The following is a 23167-nucleotide window of genomic DNA, read 5'->3' as shown; positions in this document are numbered from 1 at the left end:
GGGTTCCTATGAGCGCAGAAACAATCAATGGGGCACGCATTGTCCTTGAAACATTGCATCGCCTTGGTGTAACCGACATGTTCGGTTATCCAGGTGGCGCGGTAATTCCAATTTATGATGAAATTTATAGCTTCCCTGAAATTAAACATTATTTTGTTCGTCATGAACAAGGTGCAGCTCATGCAGCAGATGGTTATGCCCGCGTATCTGGAAAAGTAGGCGTATGCCTTGCTACATCCGGTCCTGGTGCAACTAATCTTGTTACAGGTATTATGACTGCTTACATGGATTCTGTACCTATGGTGGCCATTACTGGTCAGGTTGGTCGTCCGTTTATTGGTAAGGATTCCTTCCAAGAAGCAGATATCCAAGGTATTACCATGCCGATTACAAAACATAACTACCTTGTTCAAGATATTCGCGATTTACCTCGCATCATCAAAGAAGCGTATTTTATTGCTAGTACAGGTCGTCCAGGACCTGTTCTTATCGATATTCCTAAGGATATTCAAACAGAAAAAATATCCATGACAGAATACAATAAATTATATGAAGTACCTATCCATCTTGAAGGTTATGATCCAACCTATAAAGGTCATCAAGGGCAAATTAAGAAAGCGGCTACACTCATTAAAAATGCAAAACGTCCGCTCATCATTGCCGGTGCCGGTGTATTGAAATCTGGCGCTATGGATGAGTTAAAGGAATTGGCCGAAAAGGCTCAAATTCCTGTAACAAATACATTAGTTGGCCTTGGTGGTTTCCCAGGTAACCATGAGCTTGCTCTTGGTATGGTGGGCATGCATGGCTCTGTAGCGGCTAATAATAGTACAGAAGAAGCAGACCTTGTTATTGCAGCCGGTATTCGTTTCCACGATCGCATTACAGGTCATCCAGATTTCTTCTGTAAAAAAGCTAAAATCATTCATATCGATATCGATCCAGCAGAAATTGATAAAAACGTTACTATTAACGTACCAATTGTAGGTGACTTGAAGCGAGTTTTATCTGAACTTAATGCACTTGTAGAACCTACAAGTCATGAAGCGTGGATTGCACAAATTCGTGAATGGCAAGCGGAATATCCTATGGTAATTCCTGAATCTAAAGATGGTGTACTACATCCTCAATACGTATTATCCGAACTTAACAAGATTGCTAAAGAGGATGCAGTTATTGTAACTGACGTAGGCCAACATCAAATGTGGGCGGCTCAATTCTTAACTCATAAAAAACCTCATACCATTGTTACATCTGGTGGTGCAGGTACCATGGGCTATGGTTTACCAGCTGCAATTGGGGCTCAAGTGGGGGCACCTCATAAACAAGTTATCCTTGTTGTTGGTGATGGTGGATTCCAAATGACCTTCGAAGAGCTCATGATGGTTCGCCAATATAATTTACCAATTAAGATTGTTATCATTAATAATGGTTACCTTGGCATGGTTCGTCAATGGCAACAAATCTTTAATAACCGCCGTTATTCCTATGTAGATTTGGAAACGAGTCCAGACTTCTTGAAATTGGCAGATGCCTTTGATTTGAAAGCCGCGCGTATCGATAATGTAGAGGATTTCAATAAAGAATTTAAATCTTTCATTACATCTGATGAAAGTATCATCTTGGATTGCCGTGTAGCAAGAGAAGATAATGTATTGCCGATGATTCCAGCTGGCGGTACCGTAAGTGGTATGATGGGCAAGAAAGGGGTGCTATAATGGCGAAAGAACATCAAGTCTTAGTAATTGCAAAAAATACAGCAGGCATTGGTGCACGTATATTGGCACTCTTTAACCGTCGTGGTTTTAATGTTACAAAGATGACATCTGGTATTACAAATACACCAGGCTACGCTCGTATTACCCTCACCGTTGAGGCAGATGATCGCATCTTAGACCAAATTCAAAAACAAATTTACAAGCTCATTGATGTTGTAAAGGTTAAAGTTTTTGAAGATCATGATGTGGTGTGCCGTGAGTTAATGCTTATCAAGGTAAAAGCAACTGCTGCAACACGCTCTCAAATTGTACAAATTGCCGATGTATATCGTGGCAATGTGCTCGATATTTCTCCTACTTCTATGATTATTGAAGTAATTGGTAGCGTAGAAAAATTACGCGGTTTCATTCAAATTATGGAAACTTATGGTGTCCTTGAAATTGCCAAAACTGGCATTACCGCAATGAGCCGTGGAGAAAAGATTTAGGAGATGGTTGTGTGAGTAGTGAATTACTCCATTATGAAGACGTCAAGTTTCGTCGTGAAGGCCGCGAAATTTTAAAAGGCATTAATTGGCATGTTGAAGAAGGGGAGAATTGGGCCTTATTAGGTCTCAATGGGGCTGGTAAATCGACGATGCTCAGCATGATTCCAGCTTACCAAATTCCTACAACAGGTCTATTACGCGTATTTGGTCATGAATTTGGCAAATATGCATGGCCTAAGATCAAGGCGCGATTAGGCTTTGTTAGTTCGGCGCTTGGACAATTTCAGTCTACCTTGGATAAACAAGTCGTAGAAGATGTTGTTATTTCTGGTGCCTTTAATAGTATTGGTATTTATCAACAGGTAGAGCCTGAAGTACGTGAACGAGGACTGCAATTATTATCCGAGTTTGGTTTGTCCTATTTGGAAGGCCATAGATTTCATACCTTGTCCGCTGGTGAACAGCGCCGCGTATTATTAGCACGCGCTATTATGGCTAATCCAGATTTGCTTATTTTAGATGAGCCTTGCTCTGGTCTTGATTTGCCTGCTCGCGAGCAATTCTTAGCAACTGTTGAGAATATGGCACGAGAGGAACATAAGCCTTTTATTTATGTATCTCATCAAATTGAAGAGATTATGCCCAGTATTACACATGTAGCTATTATTAAAGATGGCCTCATTGTGTATAAAGGCAAGAAGCGGGACATCTTAACAGATGAAATTCTAAGCGACGTATTTGGTATTGATGTATCTGTTGTATGGGAGAAAAATCGCCCATGGATTATAGTTAAATAAGAGCTAAAATTGGGATAATTCATTTTTTCTTAATACAAAAAGGGTACAAATTTAAGTTGTAGATTAGTCTATTTGACTATTCGATAAATTACGATATACACTACAAATCTTGCATTTATTTGTGAGATTGTGTACAGTATATATATTAAATATTCTATTGAATATATTTTGGAGGTTGTCTAGTATGGCAGGTAAAATTTTAGGTACTACAGTTTATTATGATGCAGATTGTAATTTGAGCAAATTGGAAGGCAAAAAAATTACAGTTTTAGGTTACGGTTCTCAAGGTCATGCGCATGCATTGAACTTAAAAGAAAATGGTATGGACGTAACAATTGGTCTTCGTGGTGGTTCTTCTAGCTGGAAAGCTGCAGAAGAAGCAGGTCTTACTGTAAAAGAAACTGCAGAAGCGGTTAAAGGTGCTGACATCGTTATGGTATTGATTCCTGACGAATTACAAGCAGACGTATATGCACAAGATATCGCTCCTAACTTGAAACAAGGTGCATACTTGGCATTTGCTCACGGCTTCAACATTCACTTCGGTAAAATCGTACCTCGTGAAGACATCAACGTATTCATGGTAGCTCCTAAAGGTCCTGGTCATTTAGTACGTCGTACATACCAAGAAGGCTCCGGTGTTCCTTGCTTGTACGCTGTAGAAAAAGATCCATCTGGTGATACTGAAGAAGTTGCATTAGCATGGGCATCCGGTATCGGTGGTGGCCGTTCCGGTATCTTGGAAACTAACTTCAAATCCGAAACTGAAACTGACCTCTTCGGTGAACAAGCTGTATTGTGCGGTGGTGTTACTGAATTGATCAAAACAGGTTTCGAAGTATTAACTGAAGCTGGTTATGAACCTGTAAACGCTTACTTCGAGTGCTTACATGAAATGAAATTGATCGTAGACCTTATCTACGAAGGTGGCTTCCAAAAAATGCGCCACTCCATTTCCAACACAGCTGAATATGGTGACTACCATGCAGGTCCTCGCGTAATTACTGCAGATACTAAAAAAGCGATGGAACAAATCTTGGCTGATATCCAATCCGGTAAATTCGCTGATGAATTCTTGGCTGATTCCAAAAATGGTCAAAAATTCCTTAAAGAACATCGTGAAGCAGCTGCTAACCATCCAATCGAACCAGTTGGTGCAGAACTTCGCAACTTGATGAGCTGGTTGAAATAAGAGTATTATTTAGTAATCTCTTGTAAGATAAAGCATACCAAAGCGACTCCTAAGGGGGTCGCTTTTTTATCGTTTTATAATATATTTCTTGGTACTATACATTGTTATATCGAAAATATTGGCATAAGGTATGGTATAATAAAAAGTAATCTATGAAAGGAGAACGATATGGATTTCTACACATTATCCTATGTTGAAAGTTTGGCTGTAGGGGGCCAAACATGGGGCTTTATTATCTTTGTTGCTGTTTTATTAGCACTACTCGTTTTGGGCATACAAGTTCTGCGAAATGGCTTTACTAGTCGCTATCGTGACTTGATGGTTATCTTGTCTTTAATTGTAGTGTTCTTCTTAGGGCTTGAATACCAAGAGTATAATCGGATGAAAACTTATTCTGAAGATTCTTCTCGTATGGCTCAATTTTTACATTCTTTTAGTGCTGATCGTTCTGTACCAAGTGAGCAATTAGCAGTCAACTCCTTAAAAATTCGCAATGGTATGATTTTAAAGGTAAGCGATGATTATTATGAGGTTCAGTTTAATCCAGAATTTTCAACCTATACAATTACTCGTGTGTATAAGGTGAGCCCAACAGAGCGTATTCATGATAAAGCGGACGTATTACCATAAGGAGGAGCGTAAATGACAGAAGCTATGGCCGTCTATGGAATGGTCTTTGCCAAACTCGCCATCGGTCTCTTGGCGATTATCTTACAAATCAACTTAATGGGGAAGGGCAACTTAGCGCCAACCTCTGCTTTGGACCAATTACAAAACTATGTACTTGGTGGTATTATCGGTGCCATTATTTACAATGACCAAATCGGTATTTTACAGTTTATGTTAGTCCTCATTTTATGGACTATACTTGTAATGACGCTTAAGTTCTTAAAAGGAAATTTCCGATTCTTTAAAACTATTTTGGATGGACATCCTGTAATTGTTATTGAAAATGGTCATATCTTAACAGAAGAATGTATGCGTTATGGCATTCAAGCGGCGGAGCTTAAGTTAAAGCTTCGTACAGCAGGTGTTCAATATGTTACGGATGTTAAGCGTGCTGTATTGGAGCAAAATGGTCAGCTCAGCGTAGTTCAATTTGGTGATGAGAATATTAAATTTGACCTTATTGATGATGGTCAAATTAACCATTTTACATTAGATATAATTGAAAAAGGCCAGGATTGGCTAGAAGAAGAAGTTGAAAAGCAAGGCTATAAAATTAAGGATGTATACATTGCAGAATACAAAGATGGGGAAGTTGTTATTTACCCTTATGAAAAAAAACATCGCCCTCAAATTGTAAAAACACTTAAAGATAAGACCTCTCATACAAAGGATAAATTGAAATCTAAATTGTAATGTTTCTTGGTCTTATAGTATAGTTAAGATAAGTATTATATACTACTCTTATAGACATACAAATATAGACATACAAACGATATATAAAATGTTTTTAAGCCCACTATTCGTAGTGGGCTTATATAGAAAGGAAATTAGTGAACCGTAAAGATTTAATTGATCGATTACAAGAACTTTATAAAGATGAAGATAGCCGCGTAACTATTAACCCGCATGCAGAGCAAAAGGTTGCCATCGTCTATCCTAATACATATTTCGTTGGCATGAGTAATCTAGGCCTCCACATTATTTATGAGGAAATCAACTTACGTCATGATAGCGTATGCGAACGCATCTTTTTACCTGAGAAGAAGGAATTGGAAGCGTACGATAAAACTAAGACATCATTGATGAGTGTTGAAACACAGCGGCCTATGCATCAATTTGATGTAGTGGCCTTTGACGTGACCTTTGAAATGGATTATTTCAACATTCCTCTTATGTTGCGTCATGGTCGTGTACCAATTATGGGGAAAGACCGTACGGAGTTCGATCCTATCGTTATTGCCGGTGGTCCTTGTGCCACCTTTAATCCAGAGCCTTTTGCTGATTTTATCGATGCTTTTATCATCGGTGAAGGGGAAGGCATCGTTAGTCGCGTGCTCGATATTATTCGAGATGGCAAACTAGAAGGCTTAGATCGCCACGCTATTTTACGCCAATTAGCAGACGTATCAGGTGTATACGTACCGTCCTTATATGTGCCTATTTATAGTGAAAATGGTGTATTTAAAGGTTATGATATCGCAGAAGGTGTACCGAAAACGATTAAACGTCATTTTGAAATGCTCACTAGCGGTGGTGAAACCGTAGTGGCTACAAACTATACCGAGTTTGGCGCCATGTATATCATCGAGGTGGCCCGTGGATGTGGGCGCCATTGTCGATTCTGTATGGCTGGCTATTGCTTCCGTGTACCTCGCGTACGACCGTTGGAAATATTAAAAGAAGGCGTAGATAGAGCAGAAAAATTAGGTAAAAAAGTAGGCCTTATGGGGGCTGCTATTTCTGATTATCCAGAGGTAGACGAACTAGTTAATTATATTCGCTCAAAAGATATGCGTTATTCCTGTGCATCCTTACGGGCGGACTCCTTAACGCAAGCCGTAGTAGATGGCTTGGCAGACAGCGGTCAAAAGACGATTACCATTGCCCCAGAAACAGGCAGTGAACGGTTACGCCGTGTTATTAATAAAGGGATTAGTGAAGAGCATTTGAAAAATGCTGCCACTTTATCTGCTAAGTCTGGCATTCAACATATGCGCCTCTATATTATGATTGGATTACCTACAGAAACAGACGAAGATATTGAAGCAATCGTAGGCCTTGCAGAACGGACGCAAGCCCATATGGCAGAGGTGGGATGTAAAGGGCGATTAACGCTCAGCATTAATCCATTTATTCCGAAGCCTTTTACACCGTTCCAATGGATGGCCATGGATAATCAAAAAACGGTAGAGAAAAAGTTACAGTATATTAAAAAAGCACTACAAAAGAACCGCCGTATTGAGGTGCTCGTAGAGTCCCCAAAAGAAGCATATATTCAAGGTATACTAGCTCGTGGAGATCGTCGCCTTGGTGCGGTTCTTGCAGCCTGTGCAGCAGACCGAGGTAGTAAGTCCTTTAAGGCTGAAATGAAGGCGGCAGGTCTTGATATGGATGAGCTGAATTATCGAGAACGTAGTTTTGATGAATTCTTGCCATGGAGCCACTTAGATATGGGCATGGACGAAGGTTATCTTGAAATGGAATGGAAGCGCTCCGTCGATGAAGCGTATACACCGCCGTGTGTGCAAGGCTGTAAACGTTGTGGTGTTTGTAAATAGGAGATACTCATGAATGAATCTGTAAAACGTATAGATGTAAAAGGACCTCATGGTACTTGGTCCTATGAAGCACCTAATTGGGCGGAACAGTTCCCTATCCTTATGGGTGATACCTATCGTCATGGTGGCGTATCTCAGGCCCCTTATGCATCACTAAATTTAGCATTTCACGTAGGGGATGAGCCTCAGAATGTACGGGCTAATCGAGCTATTGTGGCGGACCATCTAAGCGTAGATCCAAAGCGTATTTCCTGTGGTAATCAAGTACATGGTCTGAAGGCTGTAGAAATTACAGAAAATCTCATTGGTGCTGGTGCCCTTGGAGAGGATACGGCTATTGCTGATTGTGATGCTGTATTTACAAAGTTACCAAATGTACCACTCTTTTTATTTACTGCCGATTGTGTAGCTGTAGGTATTTATGATGCTAAGCATCATGCTATCGCTACAGTGCATGCAGGCTGGCGTGGAGCGATAGGACATTTGCCTGTACTTACCATTGAAGCTATGAAAGAAGCTTATGGTACTGAATTTAAAGATTGTTATATCTATCTTGGGCCTAGTATTGGACCAGAATCCTTTGAAGTCGATGTAGAGTTAGGGAAACGTTTTGAATTAGCATGGCGTGGTATGACCGACCGTAGTGTGGCTGATGTTGTAAACTATCCAGGTGATAAACTAGATAAAGCCTATATCAACTTATGGAACTTTATTGCCGAAGGACTTATGGTGAATGGTGTACCTAAAGAAAATATCTCTATTGGTGGTACTGATACAGTAACAGATAGAGATTGTTATTCCTATCGTCGGGAATCTGGTAAAACAGGTCGCATGGCTTTATTTGGTATGCTACAAGAACGGTAGTATATACATACATAGATTTATAGGCTTTATAAGCCCTAAATGATGTACAATCAATAATAAATACTATATAATAGAATAGTCTATACAAATATATTTTATGGTTTTTAAATATAGATTGAAGGGGCATCAAATGATTGAAGAATCCCTACACGCTATACAGCAGCGCATGGCAGATGCTATGGCGCGCGTTGGTCGCGTAGATACAGCACTATTGGTAGCTGTTACTAAGAACCACCCTGTATCGGCGGTGGAAGAGGTGGCTCGTCTCGGTGTGACTCATGTGGGGGAAAATCGAGTACAAGAGGCTAAAGAAAAACAGCTTACCTATAAAGGTCCACAGTTAACATGGCACTTGATTGGCCATTTACAGGTCAATAAGGTGCGTCAAGCGGTGCCTATGTTTGATTTAATTCATTCTGTAGACAGCCGTAAATTATTAGATGAAATCGAAAAGGTTGCTACAAAGCACGACAAGGTGCAAGACGTATTGTTGCAAGTCAATGTAGCTCGAGAGGCATCCAAAACGGGCATGTCCGTAGAGGAGTTTCCAGAGATTCGAGATTATGCAAAGACATTACCTCATGTACGTGTACGGGGCTTGATGTGTATGGCGCCATTTTTCGACGATCCAGAGGAAGCACGTCCAATCTTCCGCGTAGCAAATGCCTTGTATGAGGATATGAAGGGCTACTTTGAAGAGGGGCAGATTCAATATTTATCTATGGGGATGACTCACGACTTTGAAGTCGCTTTGGAAGAAGGGGCTAATATTGTTCGTGTAGGCACAGCAATTTTTGGGGAACGTGTGTATGATTAAGGCTCGGGTTGCCTGATAATCGATAGCGTTAAGTATTAGGAGGAAATCCAAATGGCATTGGGAGATTATTTAGACAAAGCAAAAAACTTATTCTTAGGCAAAAATGATGATGACTATGAATATGATGATTATGACTATGAAGATGAAGAGGAATATGAAGCGGAACCTACACCAGTAGCTCCAGTAGCTCCAGTATCCGGCGCATCTGAATTTCATCCACGCAAGGTAGGAGGCCAATCTACGATGACACAACGTCCAACAGCTATGAAAGTAGTTGTAATTGAACCAAAAGTATTTGAAGACTCTGAAAATATTACACATCAATTGCGCGACATGCGTCCTGTATTGATCAACTTTGAAAATACAGATCCTCATGAAGCAGCTCGTATTGTGGACTTCGTATCTGGTGCGACTTTTGCATTGGATGGCAAATTGGAAAAAGTAGGTAAAGACATTTTCATGTGTGTACCTGTAAACATTTCCATTGATTATTCTGATAATGACAATAGCAAAACTGAGCAAAACGAATACGCTTGGGACAATAAATAATTTCTCTATAAATGGTGGTGACAACGATGTTAGGTAAAACCTTATTTATCGGCGTTGGCTCAATGGGTGGCGCTCTATTGCGCGGTGCATTACAGCATGGCGTCTTGAAAGCAAGTGATACACATATTCTCGTGCGTCGCGAAGAACAATGTAAGGCTCTAACTGAGGAACTCGGTGTAGTAGGTTTTACTACATTGCCGAATGTAAACGAGTACAATACGATTTTATTGGCCGTAAAACCACAAGTGTTACCATCTGTATTAGAGACGTTAAAAGAAGTACCTTATGGGACTGTTATGATTTCCGTTGCAGCAGGTATCACTTTAGATACTCTAGATGCAGCGATTCCACAAGCTAACTGGTTTAGAGCTATGCCAAATACACCGGCTTCTATCGGTGCAGGCATGACGGCTCTTGCTGGGGATGATGTAAATACAGACTTAGGTCGCGCTGTGCAAGCCTTGTTTGAGGCTGTCGGCGAAGTGGCCGTGGTAAGCGAAGCCGATTTAGATCGCTTAGGTGCACTGTCTGGGGCAGGTCCTGGCTATATGTTCGTCATTCTTGATGCGTTAGCTGATGCGGGCGTTCGTATCGGATTGCCTCGTCACTTGGCAATCAAGGCAGCGGCTCAAACGATGTATGGTGCTGGCAAGATGGCTCTTGAAAGTGGCAATCATCCAGCAGTACTACGAGATCAAGTAACAAGTCCCGGTGGCACGACCATTGCCGGTATTGGTGCCATGGAAAAAGGTGGACTTCGCAGTGCTCTCCAAGACGGCGTAGTAGCATGTCTTGCTCGGTCGAATGAATTGGGGAAATAACTTTGGCAGATACTAGTAAATTAATACGATATTTTGAAGCCAGTGGCAGCGGTGAGGAAGCGCGCCGCATGCTAGACTTGGCTGAGCAGGTTGTAAAAGGTCGCCCTTATCGCGTGGCGGACTTTACGAGCCCTGCAGGCCTTGTCATTGCAGACGCAATCAAGGCTAACTACCCACAGCTTATTGTTAAGACAGACGGTGGCTATGAAGGGGCGGAACGTATCCGCATCGCCTTTGTAGATAGCGACTTTAATGGTACTGTGGATATGGGCATTCGCGCCCTTAAGGTAAATTGGGACCCACGGTTCCGATTGCTTACCCATCGCGATGTGCTGGGCTCTTTGATGGGCCTCGGTATCGATCGCTCCAAATTTGGGGACGTTATCGTTCAACAAGGGGGCGCTCAAATTATGGTGGATGAAAGCGTAGCAGACTTCGTGATTCAAAACTTTACGAAAATCGCTATGGTTTCCGTATCTGTAGAGGCTATTGAGCTTTCAGATATTGCACCAAAAGAAGAAAAAATTAAAGAAGTCCGCACTACAGTTGCTTCGTTGCGCTTAGATGCGGTGGCAAGTTCTGGTTTTAGCGTGTCTCGTACTAAATTAGTAAGCGCTATTAATGCAGGATTATTGCAAGTAAACTGGCAACCAGCTAAGGGTGCATCCCAAGAGGTTAAAGAAGGGGATGTGATCTCTATGCGTGGTCGTGGCCGAATGAAGGTAGAAGCCATTACAGGTACATCTCGTAAGGGGCGTATCGGCGTATATCTGAAACGATTCATGTAGGCAATTGAAAATCGGCTTGACCATCAAGCCGATTTTTTTATATATAGTAGGACAGCCATGGTATCCATAACATTTCAACCTACAACTGAAGATACAATCCTATTCGTTGGCGGCGGTGAGGTCGCAGAGCGACGAATACAGCTCTTTATTGATGAGCCGTGCAACATTGTGGTAATTGCTCCCAATGTAACAGATAGGATTAGCCAATGGGCAAAGGATAATCGTATTACTTGGTACGACCGTGCTTTCACAATGGACGATGAACACCATATTATAACGAGCAGTTTGTTCTTTATCTGCACAGATAATAGCAAATTAAACGATACGTTATATGATATGGGTAAAAAACACCGCGTTTGGACTAATCGCAGTGATGCCCCTAGTGCGTGCAGATTTACTGTACCTTCATCCCTTGAACTAGGTGATCTTCATATCGCTATTAGTGCTAATAACGTAGGACCTCGTATCAATCGCCTCGTAAAGCAAGATATGATGAATCGTTATGGTCAGTTGCAAAAGGCTATGCCTAGACTTAAAATATTTAGAGAAGAAGTAAAGTTACTACTTCCTACTCCAGAGGCTCGACAGAAATTTTGGCGAAACCATCTGACTGTAGAAACTTTTGAAGCCATTCTCAAGGGAGAGTGGAGGACTATAGAGGAGAAACTTGCCCATGAAATTAGTGGTATTAGGTCTAAATCATAGAAGTGCCGCTGTTGAGGTGCGTGAACGTTTCTCGTTTGATAAGGACGAGGTCGCTTCAGCACTGAACCGCCTCTATGAATTCGACTGTGTAGCAGAATGCGTTATATTGTCTACATGCAATAGAACTGAAATCTATGCGGCCTTAGAAGGTGTAGAGTTCCCTAAAGAATATATGCTGGCGGTGTTAAAGGATTTAAAAGGTGCCGACCACATCGATGAAGATGCCTTTTTCTTCTACGAAGAGCGCGATTGCATTGAACATCTATTCCGCGTATCTGCAAGCCTTGATTCCCTTGTGTTGGGGGAAGGTCAAATTTTGAGCCAATTAAAAGGCGCTTATATTCAAGCTTATAGCGCAGGTTGCACAGGCACAATTTTTAATATCTTATTCCAACGAGCTATTAGTGTTGGTAAAAAGGTACGGACGAACACAGGTATTGCTAATACGCCTGTATCCGTTAGCTACACTGCTGTTAACCTCGCTGAGGACAGCCTAGATAAACCATTATCTGAAGCGACGGTGCTCATCTTAGGTGCTGGCACCATGAGTGAGTTAACAGCAACGCATCTACAAGCAAAGGGCGTAAAAACGATTTTTGTATCCAATAGAACCTTTACGAAGGCAGAGGCTCTAGCAGAGCGATTTAATGGTAAAGCTGTTAAGCTAGATAACTTTGTAGATTACGCTAAAGATGCGGATATCCTCATTACATCTACAGGGGCGCCACATTATATTATTACGGAACGTGAAGCAAAGAAAATTACCTCCCTTCGCAAAGGTGAGCCAATCGTTATGATTGATATTGCGGTACCACGCGATATCGATCCCGGCGTAGCAGATATGGAAGGTATTTACCTGTTTAATATCGACTCTCTTGAAAGTGTAGTTGAAGAAAATAAGGCACAGCGCGAAGAGGAAGCTCGTCGTGCAGAGCCTATCATTCACGATGCTATTGAAGAATTATTAGATAAATTGAGTTATTTAACGGTGCGCCCTATGATGGCATTGCTCACAGAAAAAGCAGAACGCATTCGCCGTCGTGAGTTACATCGCGCATTAGCGAAATTGCCTGATATTTCTGATAAGGAGCGCCGTATTATGGACTCTATGAGTCGCATGATCATTCGCAAAATGTTGCGTGAACCGATGATTCACTTCAACGAAATCGCTGGTACAGAGGAAGAAGGTTTGTACTGGGATTTATTCAAAGATATGTTTAATCTTGAGAAAGAAGGCTAAGGCCATGAGAGACCATATTCGAATCGGCACGCGAAAAAGTGCCCTTGCCCTATGGCAGGCTGAACATATTAGTGCAGAGTTACAACGTCTGTACCCAAACATTACGGTCGAGCTAGTTCACTTTAATACAAAAGGGGACCGTATCTTGGAAAAACCACTGGCTCAAGTGGGTGGTAAAGGTTTATTTACTGCTGAGCTAGAAGAGGCCATGCATAAAGGCGATATTGATATCGCCGTACATAGCTTGAAAGATATGCCTACAGAGTTGCCAGAAGGGCTAACTCTTGGTGCTATCTCTGCTCGTGAAGTGCCTTACGATGCGCTTGTGAGCCCCGTGTATAAAACATTAGATAAATTGCCTCATGGTGCACGCATCGGTACGAGCAGCTTGCGCCGTCAAGCGCAATTATTGCATGTAAGACCGGACCTTAAGGTAGAGGTGATTCGAGGAAATGTACAAACTCGTTTGAGTAAGATTGAAACAGAAAAACTAGATGGCGTTATCTTGGCACAAGCCGGTCTCAAACGGTTGGGCTTAGATGATCAAATTACCCAAGTATTTAAAGCAGATGAAATGATTCCTGCTGTTGGTCAAGGGGCTCTCGCCATCGAGTGTCGTGCTGACGATACGGAAATGCTTGAAATGCTAGCTCCTATTAACGATGAAGCTACGCGCTATACCGTTGAAGGGGAACGCAGCTTCTTGCGTCAGTTAAATGGTGGTTGCCAAGTGCCGATGGGGGTACATGGTACTATCAATAAAGGTCAATTGACCTTAAAGGCCATGATCGCATCCCTCGACGGTAAAACGGTATACGAAGGAGAAATTTCTGGCCCAGCAAAGAAAGCTGAAATTCTTGGTAAAAACCTTGCAAAAGCCTTATATGAAGAAGGGGGCAAACATATTGTAGATGCTCTCATAGAGGAAGGAATCATAAAATGACAGGTATGGTATATCTAATCGGTGCAGGCCCTGGCGATGTTAAACTCATTACTGTAAAAGGCCGCGAATGCATTGAAAAAGCAGATGTAATTGTATATGACTATTTAGCAGATGCTCATTTGTTAGAATGGGCTCGCCCAGATGCAGAGTTGATTTATGCTGGTAAACAATGTAAAGATCACACAATGCACCAATGGGAAATCAACGAGTTATTAGTTCAAAAAGGTAAAGAAGGAAAAATCGTAGCGCGCTTAAAAGGCGGTGATCCACTCGTGTTCGGTCGCGGTGGTGAAGAGGCGATGGCTCTTGGGGAAGCTGGTGTACCATTTGAATTCGTACCAGGCGTAACATCTCCAATTGCAGCACCTGCTTATGCAGGTATTCCTGTAACACAACGCGCTATGGCTACCTCCTTTGCGGTTGTAACCGGTCATGAGGATCCAACTAAAGCAGTATCTGGTATTCACTGGGAAGGCCTTGCTACAGCCGTTGATACACTTTGCTTTGTAATGGGGGTTGGCAATTTGCCTACCATTGCAGAAAAATTGATGGCTCATGGACGCCCAGCTTCTACGCCAGTAGCGCTTGTTCGTTGGGGTACAAAAACGATTCAAGAGGTTCTCGTATCTACCCTTGAACATGTAGTAGAAGACGTAGAAAAGGCACAACTAAAAGCGCCAGCTATCATCGTAGTAGGCGATGTAGTTAACCTTCGTGAAAAATTACAATGGTTCGATAATAAACCGTTATTCGGTAAAACTATTGTAGTTACACGCGCTCGCTCCCAAGCTAGTGCATTCCGTGAAAAATTAGCAGATCAAGGTGCTAATGTAGTAGAAGCGGCAGCGATTAAAACATCTCCATTGGAGTTGTTTGATGAAGATCGTCGTATCATCAATAATACAAAACAATACCAATGCATCGTATTCACATCTGGTGAAGGGGTTCGCTACTTCTTCGATGCTCTCTATAAAGAAGGCAAGGATACACGTGCATTAGGTAATTCTAAAGTAGCAGCCATCGGCTGTGCTACAGCTCGTGAACTTCAAAAATATGGCATTGTTCCAGATATTATTCCTGCAGACTATAAGGCTGAATCTGCTGTAGAGGCTCTCGAAGAAGAACTGAAAGCAGGGGATTCCGTATTGCTCATTCAACCAAAAGTAGCGCGCGACGTAATTCCACGCTCCTTGCGTCATCATGATATAGATGTAGATATTTTGCGTTTATATGAAACTACACAAGATACATCTCAACAAGAAGCATTAGTGAATGCCTTAACAGAAGGTACTGTAGACTACATTACGTTTACAAGTTCTTCTACCGTAACAAATACAATTCAATTATTGGGCGATGATGCATTGAAACTATTAGGTAATACTAAGATTGCTTGCATCGGACCTATCACAGCTGCTACGGCTATGAGTGCAGGTCTTAAACCTGCTGTTATCAGCGATGTATATACTACTGATGGCTTAGTTAACGCTATCATAAAGGACATTTAGGAGGATTACATGTACGATTTAACATACCGTCCTCGCCGCTTGCGTATCAATCCAGAAATGCGTGATTTGGTGCGCGAAACGACACTCGACGTAACTGACTTAATTTATCCATTATTTATTGTTCCTGGTGAAGGTATCAAAAAAGAAATCGATACGTTACCAGGCCAATATCACTTATCCGTTGATGAAGCTGTAAAAATGGCTCAAGAGGTATATGATCTTGGTATTCTTGGGGTAGAAATCTTCGGTATTCCTACATATAAGGACGAACAAGGTTCCTCTGCATGGGATATGTCCCAACCTGTACAACAAGCTATCAAAGCCATCCGTGCAGCTGTGCCAAACCTATTGGTGGTAGCTGATGTTTGCTTGTGTCAATACACAACAACAGGACATTGTGGCATGATTGATGATCATGAAATCTTAAATGATGAAACATTGCCATTGCTTTGTAAAGTAGCGGTAAGCCAAGCAGAAGCAGGTGCCCATATGGTGGCTCCATCCGATATGATGGATGGCCGTGTAGGTGCTATCCGTGAAGCCCTTGATGCGGCAGGTTATACTAATGTATCTATTATGAGCTATGCTGCAAAATACGCATCCGCTTACTATGGTCCGTTCCGTGGTGCCGTTAACTCTGCACCTAAATTTGGGGATCGCAAATCCTATCAAATGGACCCAGCTAATCGCTTGGAAGCTTTCAGAGAAATCGAACTCGATATCGCTGAAGGTGCAGATATTATCATGATTAAACCAGCCTTGTCCTATTTGGATATCGTTCGTGAAACACGTGACCGCTATGAATTACCTGTAGCGGTATACAATGTATCTGGCGAATATGCGATGGTTAAATCTGCTGCTGCAGCTGGCCTTATCGACGAAGAACGCCTCGTTATGGAAACAATGCTTTCCATGAAGCGCGCTGGTGCTAAAATCATTATTACATACCATGCCTTAGATATTGCTAAATGGTTACAACAATAAGGAGGAACTATGTTCCAACTCGGTAAATCTGAAAAAGCCTTTGAAGAGGCTAAACGTTATATGCCAGGCGGCGTAAACAGTCCTGTTCGTTCCTACCGCAGTGTAGGTTCTAATCCTCCGTTTATCAGCAGCGCTAGCGGCAGCCGTATTTATGATATCGACAATAACGAATATATCGACTATGTGTTGAGCTGGGGCCCTATGATCTTGGGCCATGCGAATCCTGAGGTTATCGCTAGCTTACAGGAGGCGATTCCTCGCGGTACTAGCTACGGTGCGCCTACACTACTAGAAACAGAATTGGCTAAAAAGGTACAAGCCTTCATGCCATCTATGGAGGTTATCCGCCTCGTTAACTCTGGTACAGAGGCTACTATGAGCGCCTTGCGCGTAGCTCGTGGCTATACAGGTCGCGATCGTATCGTGAAATTTGTTGGTTGTTACCATGGTCATAGTGATGCTCTTTTGGTAAAAGCTGGCTCTGGCCTTGCTACCTTTGGTGTGCCAGATAGTCCTGGCGTTCCTCAAGGTGTGGCAGAAAATACAATTACCTTGCCGTACAATGACTCTGATGCGGTTCGCAAATTATTCGATGATATCGGCGATACTATTGCGGCTATCATCGTAGAACCAGTTGCAGGTAATATGGGCTGTGTGCCTCCAGAACCAGGCTTCCTTGAAACATTGCGAGAAGTGACTAAGGCTCATGGTGCATTGTTGATCTTTGACGAAGTAATGTGTGGCTTCCGCGCTAGCAGTGGCGGTGCACAAAAACGTTACAATATCAAGCCTGACCTTACATGCCTTGGTAAAATCGTTGGCGGTGGCATGCCACTTGCTGTATTTGGTGGCTCCCGTGAGATTATGAACCAAATCGCTCCAGCTGGTCCTATTTACCAAGCCGGTACATTGAGCGGTAACCCAATTGCCGTTACCTCTGGTCTTGCAACATTATCTATCTTACAACGAGATCCAACTATTTTTAAACAAGTGGAAGATGCAACCATAGCCCTTTGTGAAGGCTTTGAACGATTGGCTGCACAATACAATGTGCCTGTTGTAGTGCAACGGGTAGGCTCCATGTTCACCATCTTCTTCACTGATAAACCAGTTAAGAACTTTGATGATGCAGCAGCGTGCAACGAAGAACAATTCAAAATGTTCTTCCACCATAACTTGAGCCATGGTATTTACTATGCACCAAGCCCTTATGAAAGTAACTTCGTATCTATTTGTCACAAGAGCAGTGAAATCGAACGCACATTAGCCGTAGCTGATGAAGCTTTCAAAAAAATCAGTGATACACTACTATAAAAATGAGTGATACATTATTATAAAAGTATATAGTTTGTAGTTGTTTATGTATCGATGTAGGTGATGAACATGCAGTTTTACAAGAACTTAAAGCGTGCTCGCGTGCGCATGGGCAAAAGCCAAATCGAAGTAGCAAAGGCCGTAGGTATCAGTAATGCGGCGCTTTCAAACTACGAAACAGGGTATCGCGAACCAGATTTAGATACACTCTGTGCCCTGTCTCGCTATTATGGATTGACCTTGGATGAGTTGCTAGATGTAAATGGAGAACAACACGAGCCCATCTATGATCTCAGTCCTGTACTCAAAAATAAATACATCGCCTATAAAGGTGAAGTATTCGAGTTGAAAGACTCACAAAAACGTGCGCTCTTGCGCGAGCTAGATAATCTATTTACTAAATTTGAGAAATCAAAGGTAGAAGATAAAAGTAGCAAACCAAAAACGTACAAACATGGGAACCCACATATCAATCGTGTGGGACTAGCTAGTAGCGCTGGTAGTTTAGCGGCACGACGGAATATAAAGTAGTTTAATATACTACTTTGTAGATTGAGTGGCACATGTTTATTAGCGCAACTTAATTAGAACAATAAAAGCACCATCTATTTGGAATTCTATACGATACGTAAGAGATTCCTTATTAGATGGTGCTTTTGTATTACCATAATATAAATGACCGAGCTCAAGCTTTAGTATTCTTTATTTAGGTTAAATATAAAAATAAATAAAAGATAACAATATTAAAAATTCCGTTGGTGATATAAGTTGCTTTAATATATAATTGAGATATAGAAGTGGATTAAATATTTACTGGTCTTATAGGAGACATTATGAAGGTATGGAGCGCTGTAAAATCTATATTGAATCGAGCACCTTTTACGGTTAAATTTTATATTGGTTTTATCTTGTTGGGATTCTTCATATTGGGACTTGTTACTTTACATGCGTATATTAAAAGGCCGGAGCAAATACAAAAACTAACAGTATATGAACAAAAGTTAGTAGGTATATCTGCGTATAAAGTAAGTGAAGAGCACTTTGCTACAGGTCGAAATGGACAGATATATATTTTTAAAAATACATATGAAGGTATTACTTTGGAAACAGTAAAGGATATGCTTTCAGAAGAACATATAACATGGCGTGAATTAAAAAAGAGGCATCTTATAGGCTATGATCTAGATGATAAGATTGAAATTGAAATTATACGAGATATAAATACTAAGGCTATAATCGTAAAATTAGAAAAAGACCGATAATTAAAGTTTGTATTTATTATGTATTATCTAAACTATAAGGAGATTCAGTATATAAATGGAGTTTTTTGATTCTTTACTAAATTTATATAATACAAATTATGAGGTTAAAGATACAATTCAGGCTATAGGTCTTACTATTGCATTTATTTGTATTCCTGAGTTGATTGGTAATCATGATAGTGTAGAGTCATTCACTCCAGCTAAGCCTATAGTGAGACGTATAGTACGGATTATTTTAAGTATCCTCTTGGTTTTTGCAATATTTACTTTGTTGGGGTTACTGATGGATAATGGACTATTATAATTCATTAAGTAAAAAGGGTTAATGATGAACCTATAGATTAAAAGCTAGAATAAATTAGTGTATAGAGGTATAATTATGATTTATTTTAAAAATAAAAAAAGTTTAGATACATTTTTAATGGTCTTTATATTGGGCGCTGTTAAGGCATATAGACGAAATTATATTGATTTGACCATTCTAGAATATTACATATTTAGTATGTTAATTCGATTAATGTGTAGAAAAGCACATCTGTCCGATAAATTGTTAAATATTATTGGAGATGGGATGAGTTTAGAGGATGTAGATGAGTGGATGGCTCGTAGGATTCCTATACCAGCATTAAATGATACGTTAGATGATATTGAATACAGCAGTTGGATTGCTTTAATAGAACTGGAGTTAGAGGGGGATACTCTATCTGAGGCGTTAAAAATTTCTACACATGATGAAAATAAGTTCGGTATCTATTTCTTTACCGATTATGTAGAGGAGATATTTTGGGCGTTGTTTTTGTTGGGGATGTATGAAGTCTTACAAAAACCTGAATTCATTTCTGAATCGATCTTAAGTTGTATTAAACAGACCTATTTGTCTGAAATATATACGTGTGAACGTATTCAGAATGAAGATTTTCAAGCATGTATTTCCAATTTACAGGAGATAGTTGATACTAATATATCCGGGCAATTAAGTAAAGAATTAATTACTATGAAAGCAAAATTAGCATCATTACAGGTATTATTACTATTTTATGATGTGAGTTTTGATAAGTTAAAAACAGACATTGATTTAAAAGCTACTAGAGGGATGTTCTGGCAAATTAAAGTTTCAGGGAAGTTTATAGACTTGGGATTTTAATAGAGATTTTGATAGGTATAATGGAAGATTATATTATAGAAGGGTAAGGATGTAATAAAGATATATGCGAATAAGTTTATTGAAAGAACTTGGGGCAAATTTATTTAAATATATGTTTGGTGGTATTGTAGTAGCCTTTATACTAATTATAATTGTTGGTATCACTACTCGATATTATCATTATAATGACAACTCTTCTGCATTAATCAGATATGGATATTCTCTCTACAAAGAGGATTTGATTGATGAGATAAACTGGACTCGCATTGGTGATAAGTTTATGGTGAAGAATTCTGACTATACTGACTTTAAGGCAAAGTATAATCAGAGTAGATTCTTAGCTGATATAAATGATAATAAGGACAAAATTAGTGAAGGTCTTAATACCAATAGCATTAGAGTCCAGTTGAAAGAAGACTCTATACGAATTAAATATAAAATGGTGGATTGATAAAGATGGTTTTCGATAGGGTTGTTATTAATAAATTAAAAATAATTATATTTGTAGTAGGAATAATCATAGGCTCATTTAGTGGTGCTCTTGTATTAGAGAAAATAGATAATACATTGGAATCCATTTATTCTGGTAGACAAGCTCTTATTTGGAATGAATATAAAAGTTTTGATTATCGTGAGCATTTTACTATCAATGCCATCTATCCTTTTAAATATGAAATTGGTAGTATTAGACCTTATTTTATTGTTGATGCAGTAAGTAATAGTAATATGGATACAATAGAAAAATCTTTAGCTTTAAATGGATGGCAGCAAATAGAGGCTAATACATTTAAAAAAGAAACTAGTGGAGAAGTATTAAAATTATCTGTAAAACCTATTAACATGAATGAATTTATGATTGTATATTATTACTAACTTTTACAAATGGAATCCATACTATTAGTTATGTGCTAATCGTAATAATTAATGAATAGTTATATAGGTAAAGTTATTCAGAAATGTATTAGTTGAGTTAGAAGAGATTATGAACGCTGGGCGTATCTTATGTAGTATTTTACTAGCTATGTATGCAATATATATTATACGAAATAATACAATAACTATTGCAGGCGCAAATGTTAAGAGAAGCCTTGTTCTTACAATGATACAATTAGGTCAATTATTGATGATTGAATTAATGGTTATTTTCGGTGGGACGATTTTACATAGCTTTTCTATTTTTTCGTTAATACTTGCGGTTCTTCTTTGGGGGGAAATGTTTGCACTAAAGCAAAATCTCAATGAATATTTTATGTGCAAGGAAGGAAAAAGCTATGGCATTAGTATTATAGGAAAAGGTCGAATTGCTGTGTCTGTAGGACAGAGTATCCTTTTAATCTTTCTTGGAATCTGGAGTTGGTAACATTTAATTAGCATTAAAGTTAACAATAATTCATAATAAAATATTAAATAGAATTACATCTTTATTATCCCTATTTACTTATTTTATAATAATGAAAATTAAGATTAGTGGTGGAATATGAATAAAAGTTATTTTAAATTGAGTAGTTTGCCTTTTGCAGTTAAGTTTTATGTCGGTTTTGCTTTATTTGGATTTCTACTAATTGGACTTGTTTCTTTACATGCGTATATTAAAAGGTCGGAGCAAATGCAAAGCCTTCAATTATATGAGCAAAAATTAGAGGATATATCTTCTAAAAAAGTAAGTGAAGAATATTATGCGTCTGGTCGAGCCTATCAAAATAATAATCTTAAAATCACATATGATTCTATTACATTTGATGATATTAAAAGAATTCTTTCAAAAGAAAACGTAGAATGGAATGAAATAAGTAAGAATTATATAGTGGGGAAGGATTTTAAAGCTGATGTTACTATAGTGTTATATAACGAGATAGCCTCTAAACAGGTAATTTTAATATTAGAAAGAAGAAATTGAAAAGAAAATAGGTCTCTCACATATTTTTAATTACTTAGCAGATAGCTGATTATCTTTAATCAGCTATCTGTTATTTTTTATATTGCATATATCGAATAATTCCTATTAAAATTACCAGAATTTTACGATTTTATGAGTGTTTTATGATAAAATAAAAGGTATGAATACTTCAACAACTAGGTCTATTACCTATAATGGCGACAGAATTGAATATGAGTTAACCATCAAGCGTGTGAAGAATATGAACATGCGCATTACAAAGGATGGTGTGATCCATGTGTCGGCGAATGCCTATGTGCCGGATTATAGGGTGGACAAGTTTGTCATTGAGAATATGCCCTTCATTGAGCGGGCTCGTTACAAGATTGATGCATTGAATGCCAAGCGCGTCGATGCGTTGCAGTATGTAAATGGTGAAAGCTTATCAATCCTCGGCATTCCTGTTACGTTGCGCCTAGTTGAGCAGGACGGCAAGCCTCACATTGGCTTTGACGGAAAAGCCATCCTTACCATGGTGGTGCCTCGTGGTACGACCTATGAAGCGAAGCATAAATTAATGCAAAGTTATTGGCGTAATTTAGGGGAGAAGGTCTTTGTTCATTGGGCAAAGGTCGTGTATCAACGCTTTCACAAGCAAGGTATTGATGTACCTATGCCAACTATAAAACAGCAGCGAATGAAGAGTCGTTGGGGTTCTTGTACGCCAGTAAAGCAGCTCATCAAGATGAACACCCGTTTATTAGAGGGGCCACAGGCGTATATTGAGTACGTTATGATTCATGAGTTTGCTCATTTTAAATATTTAGACCATTCCAAGAACTTTCACAATCTAGTGGCACAGTTTTTGCCAGATTGGAAGGCTCGTAAGAAATCATTGAACGTGTATTTTGCTCATCGCCCTTAAAGGAGGTG

Annotated in this window: 27 protein-coding genes; all 27 read left to right on the top strand. The window is 39.8% G+C overall.

Going from position 1 to position 23167, the window contains the following annotated elements; genetic code table 11:
- Positions 1-8: 8 nt before the first annotated feature.
- Positions 9-1718 (top strand): biosynthetic-type acetolactate synthase large subunit, encoded by a 1710-nt coding sequence (gene ilvB, locus VEIS1202513_RS07210; protein WP_213467195.1) that lies wholly within the window; start codon positions 9-11, stop codon positions 1716-1718.
- Positions 1718-2206 (top strand): acetolactate synthase small subunit, encoded by a 489-nt coding sequence (ilvN, locus tag VEIS1202513_RS07205; RefSeq protein WP_060924499.1) that lies wholly within the window; start codon positions 1718-1720, stop codon positions 2204-2206. Before ilvB ends, ilvN begins: the two co-directional genes overlap by 1 nt.
- A gap of 11 nt (positions 2207-2217) precedes the next feature.
- Complete coding sequence (locus VEIS1202513_RS07200) at positions 2218-3003, top strand: ABC transporter ATP-binding protein (protein WP_213467194.1); 786 nt, start codon at positions 2218-2220, stop codon at positions 3001-3003.
- 184 nt (positions 3004-3187) lie between these two features.
- Positions 3188-4195, top strand: coding sequence for a ketol-acid reductoisomerase (gene ilvC, locus VEIS1202513_RS07195; protein ID WP_004695212.1), 1008 nt, complete (start codon positions 3188-3190; stop codon positions 4193-4195).
- Between the two features lie 168 nt (positions 4196-4363).
- The gene (locus VEIS1202513_RS07190) at positions 4364-4825 is read left to right on the top strand and encodes a DUF3290 family protein (RefSeq protein WP_105084900.1); all 462 of its coding nucleotides are present in this window, start codon (positions 4364-4366) and stop codon (positions 4823-4825) included.
- Between the two features lie 12 nt (positions 4826-4837).
- Entirely contained in the window at positions 4838-5557 is a 720-nt protein-coding gene (locus VEIS1202513_RS07185; RefSeq protein ID WP_105084899.1) for a DUF421 domain-containing protein, read from the top strand.
- A gap of 137 nt (positions 5558-5694) precedes the next feature.
- Positions 5695-7422, top strand: coding sequence for a radical SAM protein (locus VEIS1202513_RS07180; RefSeq protein WP_213467193.1), 1728 nt, complete (start codon positions 5695-5697; stop codon positions 7420-7422).
- Between the two features lie 9 nt (positions 7423-7431).
- On the top strand, positions 7432-8286 hold the full coding sequence (gene pgeF / locus VEIS1202513_RS07175; protein WP_213467192.1) for a peptidoglycan editing factor PgeF: 855 nt from the start codon (positions 7432-7434) through the stop codon (positions 8284-8286).
- A gap of 130 nt (positions 8287-8416) precedes the next feature.
- On the top strand, positions 8417-9103 hold the full coding sequence (locus VEIS1202513_RS07170) for a YggS family pyridoxal phosphate-dependent enzyme (RefSeq protein WP_213467191.1): 687 nt from the start codon (positions 8417-8419) through the stop codon (positions 9101-9103).
- 51 nt (positions 9104-9154) lie between these two features.
- Entirely contained in the window at positions 9155-9652 is a 498-nt protein-coding gene (locus VEIS1202513_RS07165; RefSeq protein ID WP_213467190.1) for a cell division protein SepF, read from the top strand.
- A 26-nt stretch (positions 9653-9678) separates the two neighbouring features.
- The gene (gene proC, locus VEIS1202513_RS07160) at positions 9679-10473 is read left to right on the top strand and encodes a pyrroline-5-carboxylate reductase (RefSeq protein ID WP_213467189.1); all 795 of its coding nucleotides are present in this window, start codon (positions 9679-9681) and stop codon (positions 10471-10473) included.
- A 2-nt stretch (positions 10474-10475) separates the two neighbouring features.
- Positions 10476-11261, top strand: a complete 786-nt coding sequence (locus VEIS1202513_RS07155; RefSeq protein ID WP_009350993.1) for a YlmH family RNA-binding protein — start codon at positions 10476-10478, stop codon at positions 11259-11261.
- A gap of 57 nt (positions 11262-11318) precedes the next feature.
- Positions 11319-11966 (top strand): precorrin-2 dehydrogenase/sirohydrochlorin ferrochelatase family protein, encoded by a 648-nt coding sequence (locus VEIS1202513_RS07150; protein WP_213467188.1) that lies wholly within the window; start codon positions 11319-11321, stop codon positions 11964-11966.
- A complete protein-coding gene (gene hemA, locus VEIS1202513_RS07145; RefSeq protein ID WP_105084892.1) occupies positions 11935-13206 on the top strand; it encodes a glutamyl-tRNA reductase in 1272 nt (423 codons plus the stop codon). Before VEIS1202513_RS07150 ends, hemA begins: the two co-directional genes overlap by 32 nt.
- Before the next feature lie 4 nt (positions 13207-13210).
- Positions 13211-14149 (top strand): hydroxymethylbilane synthase, encoded by a 939-nt coding sequence (gene hemC, locus VEIS1202513_RS07140; RefSeq protein ID WP_213467187.1) that lies wholly within the window; start codon positions 13211-13213, stop codon positions 14147-14149.
- Complete coding sequence (gene cobA / locus VEIS1202513_RS07135) at positions 14146-15654, top strand: uroporphyrinogen-III C-methyltransferase (protein WP_213467186.1); 1509 nt, start codon at positions 14146-14148, stop codon at positions 15652-15654. Before hemC ends, cobA begins: the two co-directional genes overlap by 4 nt.
- Positions 15655-15663: 9 nt before the next feature.
- A complete protein-coding gene (hemB, locus tag VEIS1202513_RS07130) occupies positions 15664-16638 on the top strand; it encodes a porphobilinogen synthase (protein WP_213467185.1) in 975 nt (324 codons plus the stop codon).
- A 9-nt stretch (positions 16639-16647) separates the two neighbouring features.
- Positions 16648-17952, top strand: a complete 1305-nt coding sequence (hemL, locus tag VEIS1202513_RS07125) for a glutamate-1-semialdehyde 2,1-aminomutase (RefSeq protein WP_195186589.1) — start codon at positions 16648-16650, stop codon at positions 17950-17952.
- A gap of 69 nt (positions 17953-18021) precedes the next feature.
- Positions 18022-18483, top strand: a complete 462-nt coding sequence (locus VEIS1202513_RS07120; protein ID WP_105084888.1) for a helix-turn-helix domain-containing protein — start codon at positions 18022-18024, stop codon at positions 18481-18483.
- A gap of 302 nt (positions 18484-18785) precedes the next feature.
- Positions 18786-19214, top strand: a complete 429-nt coding sequence (locus VEIS1202513_RS07115) for a hypothetical protein (protein WP_213467184.1) — start codon at positions 18786-18788, stop codon at positions 19212-19214.
- Positions 19215-19269: 55 nt separating this feature from the next.
- Positions 19270-19518 carry a hypothetical protein gene (locus tag VEIS1202513_RS07110; RefSeq protein ID WP_213467183.1) on the top strand — a complete coding sequence of 83 codons (249 nt, stop codon included), beginning with the start codon at positions 19270-19272 and terminating at the stop codon, positions 19516-19518.
- Between the two features lie 75 nt (positions 19519-19593).
- A complete protein-coding gene (locus tag VEIS1202513_RS07105) occupies positions 19594-20358 on the top strand; it encodes a DUF3969 family protein (RefSeq protein WP_213467182.1) in 765 nt (254 codons plus the stop codon).
- 79 nt (positions 20359-20437) lie between these two features.
- Positions 20438-20809: a hypothetical protein gene (locus VEIS1202513_RS07100; RefSeq protein WP_244856227.1), complete on the top strand. Its 372-nt coding sequence runs from the start codon at positions 20438-20440 to the stop codon at positions 20807-20809.
- A 5-nt stretch (positions 20810-20814) separates the two neighbouring features.
- Entirely contained in the window at positions 20815-21231 is a 417-nt protein-coding gene (locus VEIS1202513_RS07095; protein ID WP_213467180.1) for a hypothetical protein, read from the top strand.
- Positions 21232-21340: 109 nt separating this feature from the next.
- A complete protein-coding gene (locus VEIS1202513_RS07090) occupies positions 21341-21718 on the top strand; it encodes a hypothetical protein (protein ID WP_213467179.1) in 378 nt (125 codons plus the stop codon).
- Positions 21719-21835: 117 nt separating this feature from the next.
- Positions 21836-22255: a hypothetical protein gene (locus VEIS1202513_RS07085; protein ID WP_213467178.1), complete on the top strand. Its 420-nt coding sequence runs from the start codon at positions 21836-21838 to the stop codon at positions 22253-22255.
- Between the two features lie 136 nt (positions 22256-22391).
- Positions 22392-23159, top strand: coding sequence for a M48 family metallopeptidase (locus VEIS1202513_RS07080; RefSeq protein WP_213467177.1), 768 nt, complete (start codon positions 22392-22394; stop codon positions 23157-23159).
- The last annotated feature ends 8 nt before the right edge of the window (positions 23160-23167 follow it).

The sequence above is a fragment of the Veillonella orientalis genome, from assembly GCF_018406505.1.
GTDB lineage: Bacteria > Bacillota > Negativicutes > Veillonellales > Veillonellaceae > Veillonella > Veillonella nakazawae.
Note: the sequence above shows the minus strand (reverse complement) of the source record. Positions and strands in the feature narration are given on the sequence as shown.

Coding starts and splice junctions, on each gene's coding strand:
- ilvB (WP_213467195.1), top strand. CDS start 9: ATGAGCGCAGAAACAATCAATGGGGCACGCATTGTCCTTGAAACATTG.
- ilvN (WP_060924499.1), top strand. CDS start 1,718: ATGGCGAAAGAACATCAAGTCTTAGTAATTGCAAAAAATACAGCAGGC.
- ilvC (WP_004695212.1), top strand. CDS start 3,188: ATGGCAGGTAAAATTTTAGGTACTACAGTTTATTATGATGCAGATTGT.
- VEIS1202513_RS07190 (WP_105084900.1), top strand. CDS start 4,364: ATGGATTTCTACACATTATCCTATGTTGAAAGTTTGGCTGTAGGGGGC.
- VEIS1202513_RS07185 (WP_105084899.1), top strand. CDS start 4,838: ATGACAGAAGCTATGGCCGTCTATGGAATGGTCTTTGCCAAACTCGCC.
- pgeF (WP_213467192.1), top strand. CDS start 7,432: ATGAATGAATCTGTAAAACGTATAGATGTAAAAGGACCTCATGGTACT.
- VEIS1202513_RS07170 (WP_213467191.1), top strand. CDS start 8,417: ATGATTGAAGAATCCCTACACGCTATACAGCAGCGCATGGCAGATGCT.
- VEIS1202513_RS07165 (WP_213467190.1), top strand. CDS start 9,155: ATGGCATTGGGAGATTATTTAGACAAAGCAAAAAACTTATTCTTAGGC.
- proC (WP_213467189.1), top strand. CDS start 9,679: ATGTTAGGTAAAACCTTATTTATCGGCGTTGGCTCAATGGGTGGCGCT.
- VEIS1202513_RS07150 (WP_213467188.1), top strand. CDS start 11,319: ATGGTATCCATAACATTTCAACCTACAACTGAAGATACAATCCTATTC.
- hemA (WP_105084892.1), top strand. CDS start 11,935: ATGAAATTAGTGGTATTAGGTCTAAATCATAGAAGTGCCGCTGTTGAG.
- hemC (WP_213467187.1), top strand. CDS start 13,211: ATGAGAGACCATATTCGAATCGGCACGCGAAAAAGTGCCCTTGCCCTA.
- cobA (WP_213467186.1), top strand. CDS start 14,146: ATGACAGGTATGGTATATCTAATCGGTGCAGGCCCTGGCGATGTTAAA.
- hemB (WP_213467185.1), top strand. CDS start 15,664: ATGTACGATTTAACATACCGTCCTCGCCGCTTGCGTATCAATCCAGAA.
- hemL (WP_195186589.1), top strand. CDS start 16,648: ATGTTCCAACTCGGTAAATCTGAAAAAGCCTTTGAAGAGGCTAAACGT.
- VEIS1202513_RS07120 (WP_105084888.1), top strand. CDS start 18,022: ATGCAGTTTTACAAGAACTTAAAGCGTGCTCGCGTGCGCATGGGCAAA.
- VEIS1202513_RS07115 (WP_213467184.1), top strand. CDS start 18,786: ATGAAGGTATGGAGCGCTGTAAAATCTATATTGAATCGAGCACCTTTT.
- VEIS1202513_RS07110 (WP_213467183.1), top strand. CDS start 19,270: ATGGAGTTTTTTGATTCTTTACTAAATTTATATAATACAAATTATGAG.
- VEIS1202513_RS07105 (WP_213467182.1), top strand. CDS start 19,594: ATGATTTATTTTAAAAATAAAAAAAGTTTAGATACATTTTTAATGGTC.
- VEIS1202513_RS07095 (WP_213467180.1), top strand. CDS start 20,815: ATGGTTTTCGATAGGGTTGTTATTAATAAATTAAAAATAATTATATTT.
- VEIS1202513_RS07090 (WP_213467179.1), top strand. CDS start 21,341: ATGAACGCTGGGCGTATCTTATGTAGTATTTTACTAGCTATGTATGCA.
- VEIS1202513_RS07085 (WP_213467178.1), top strand. CDS start 21,836: ATGAATAAAAGTTATTTTAAATTGAGTAGTTTGCCTTTTGCAGTTAAG.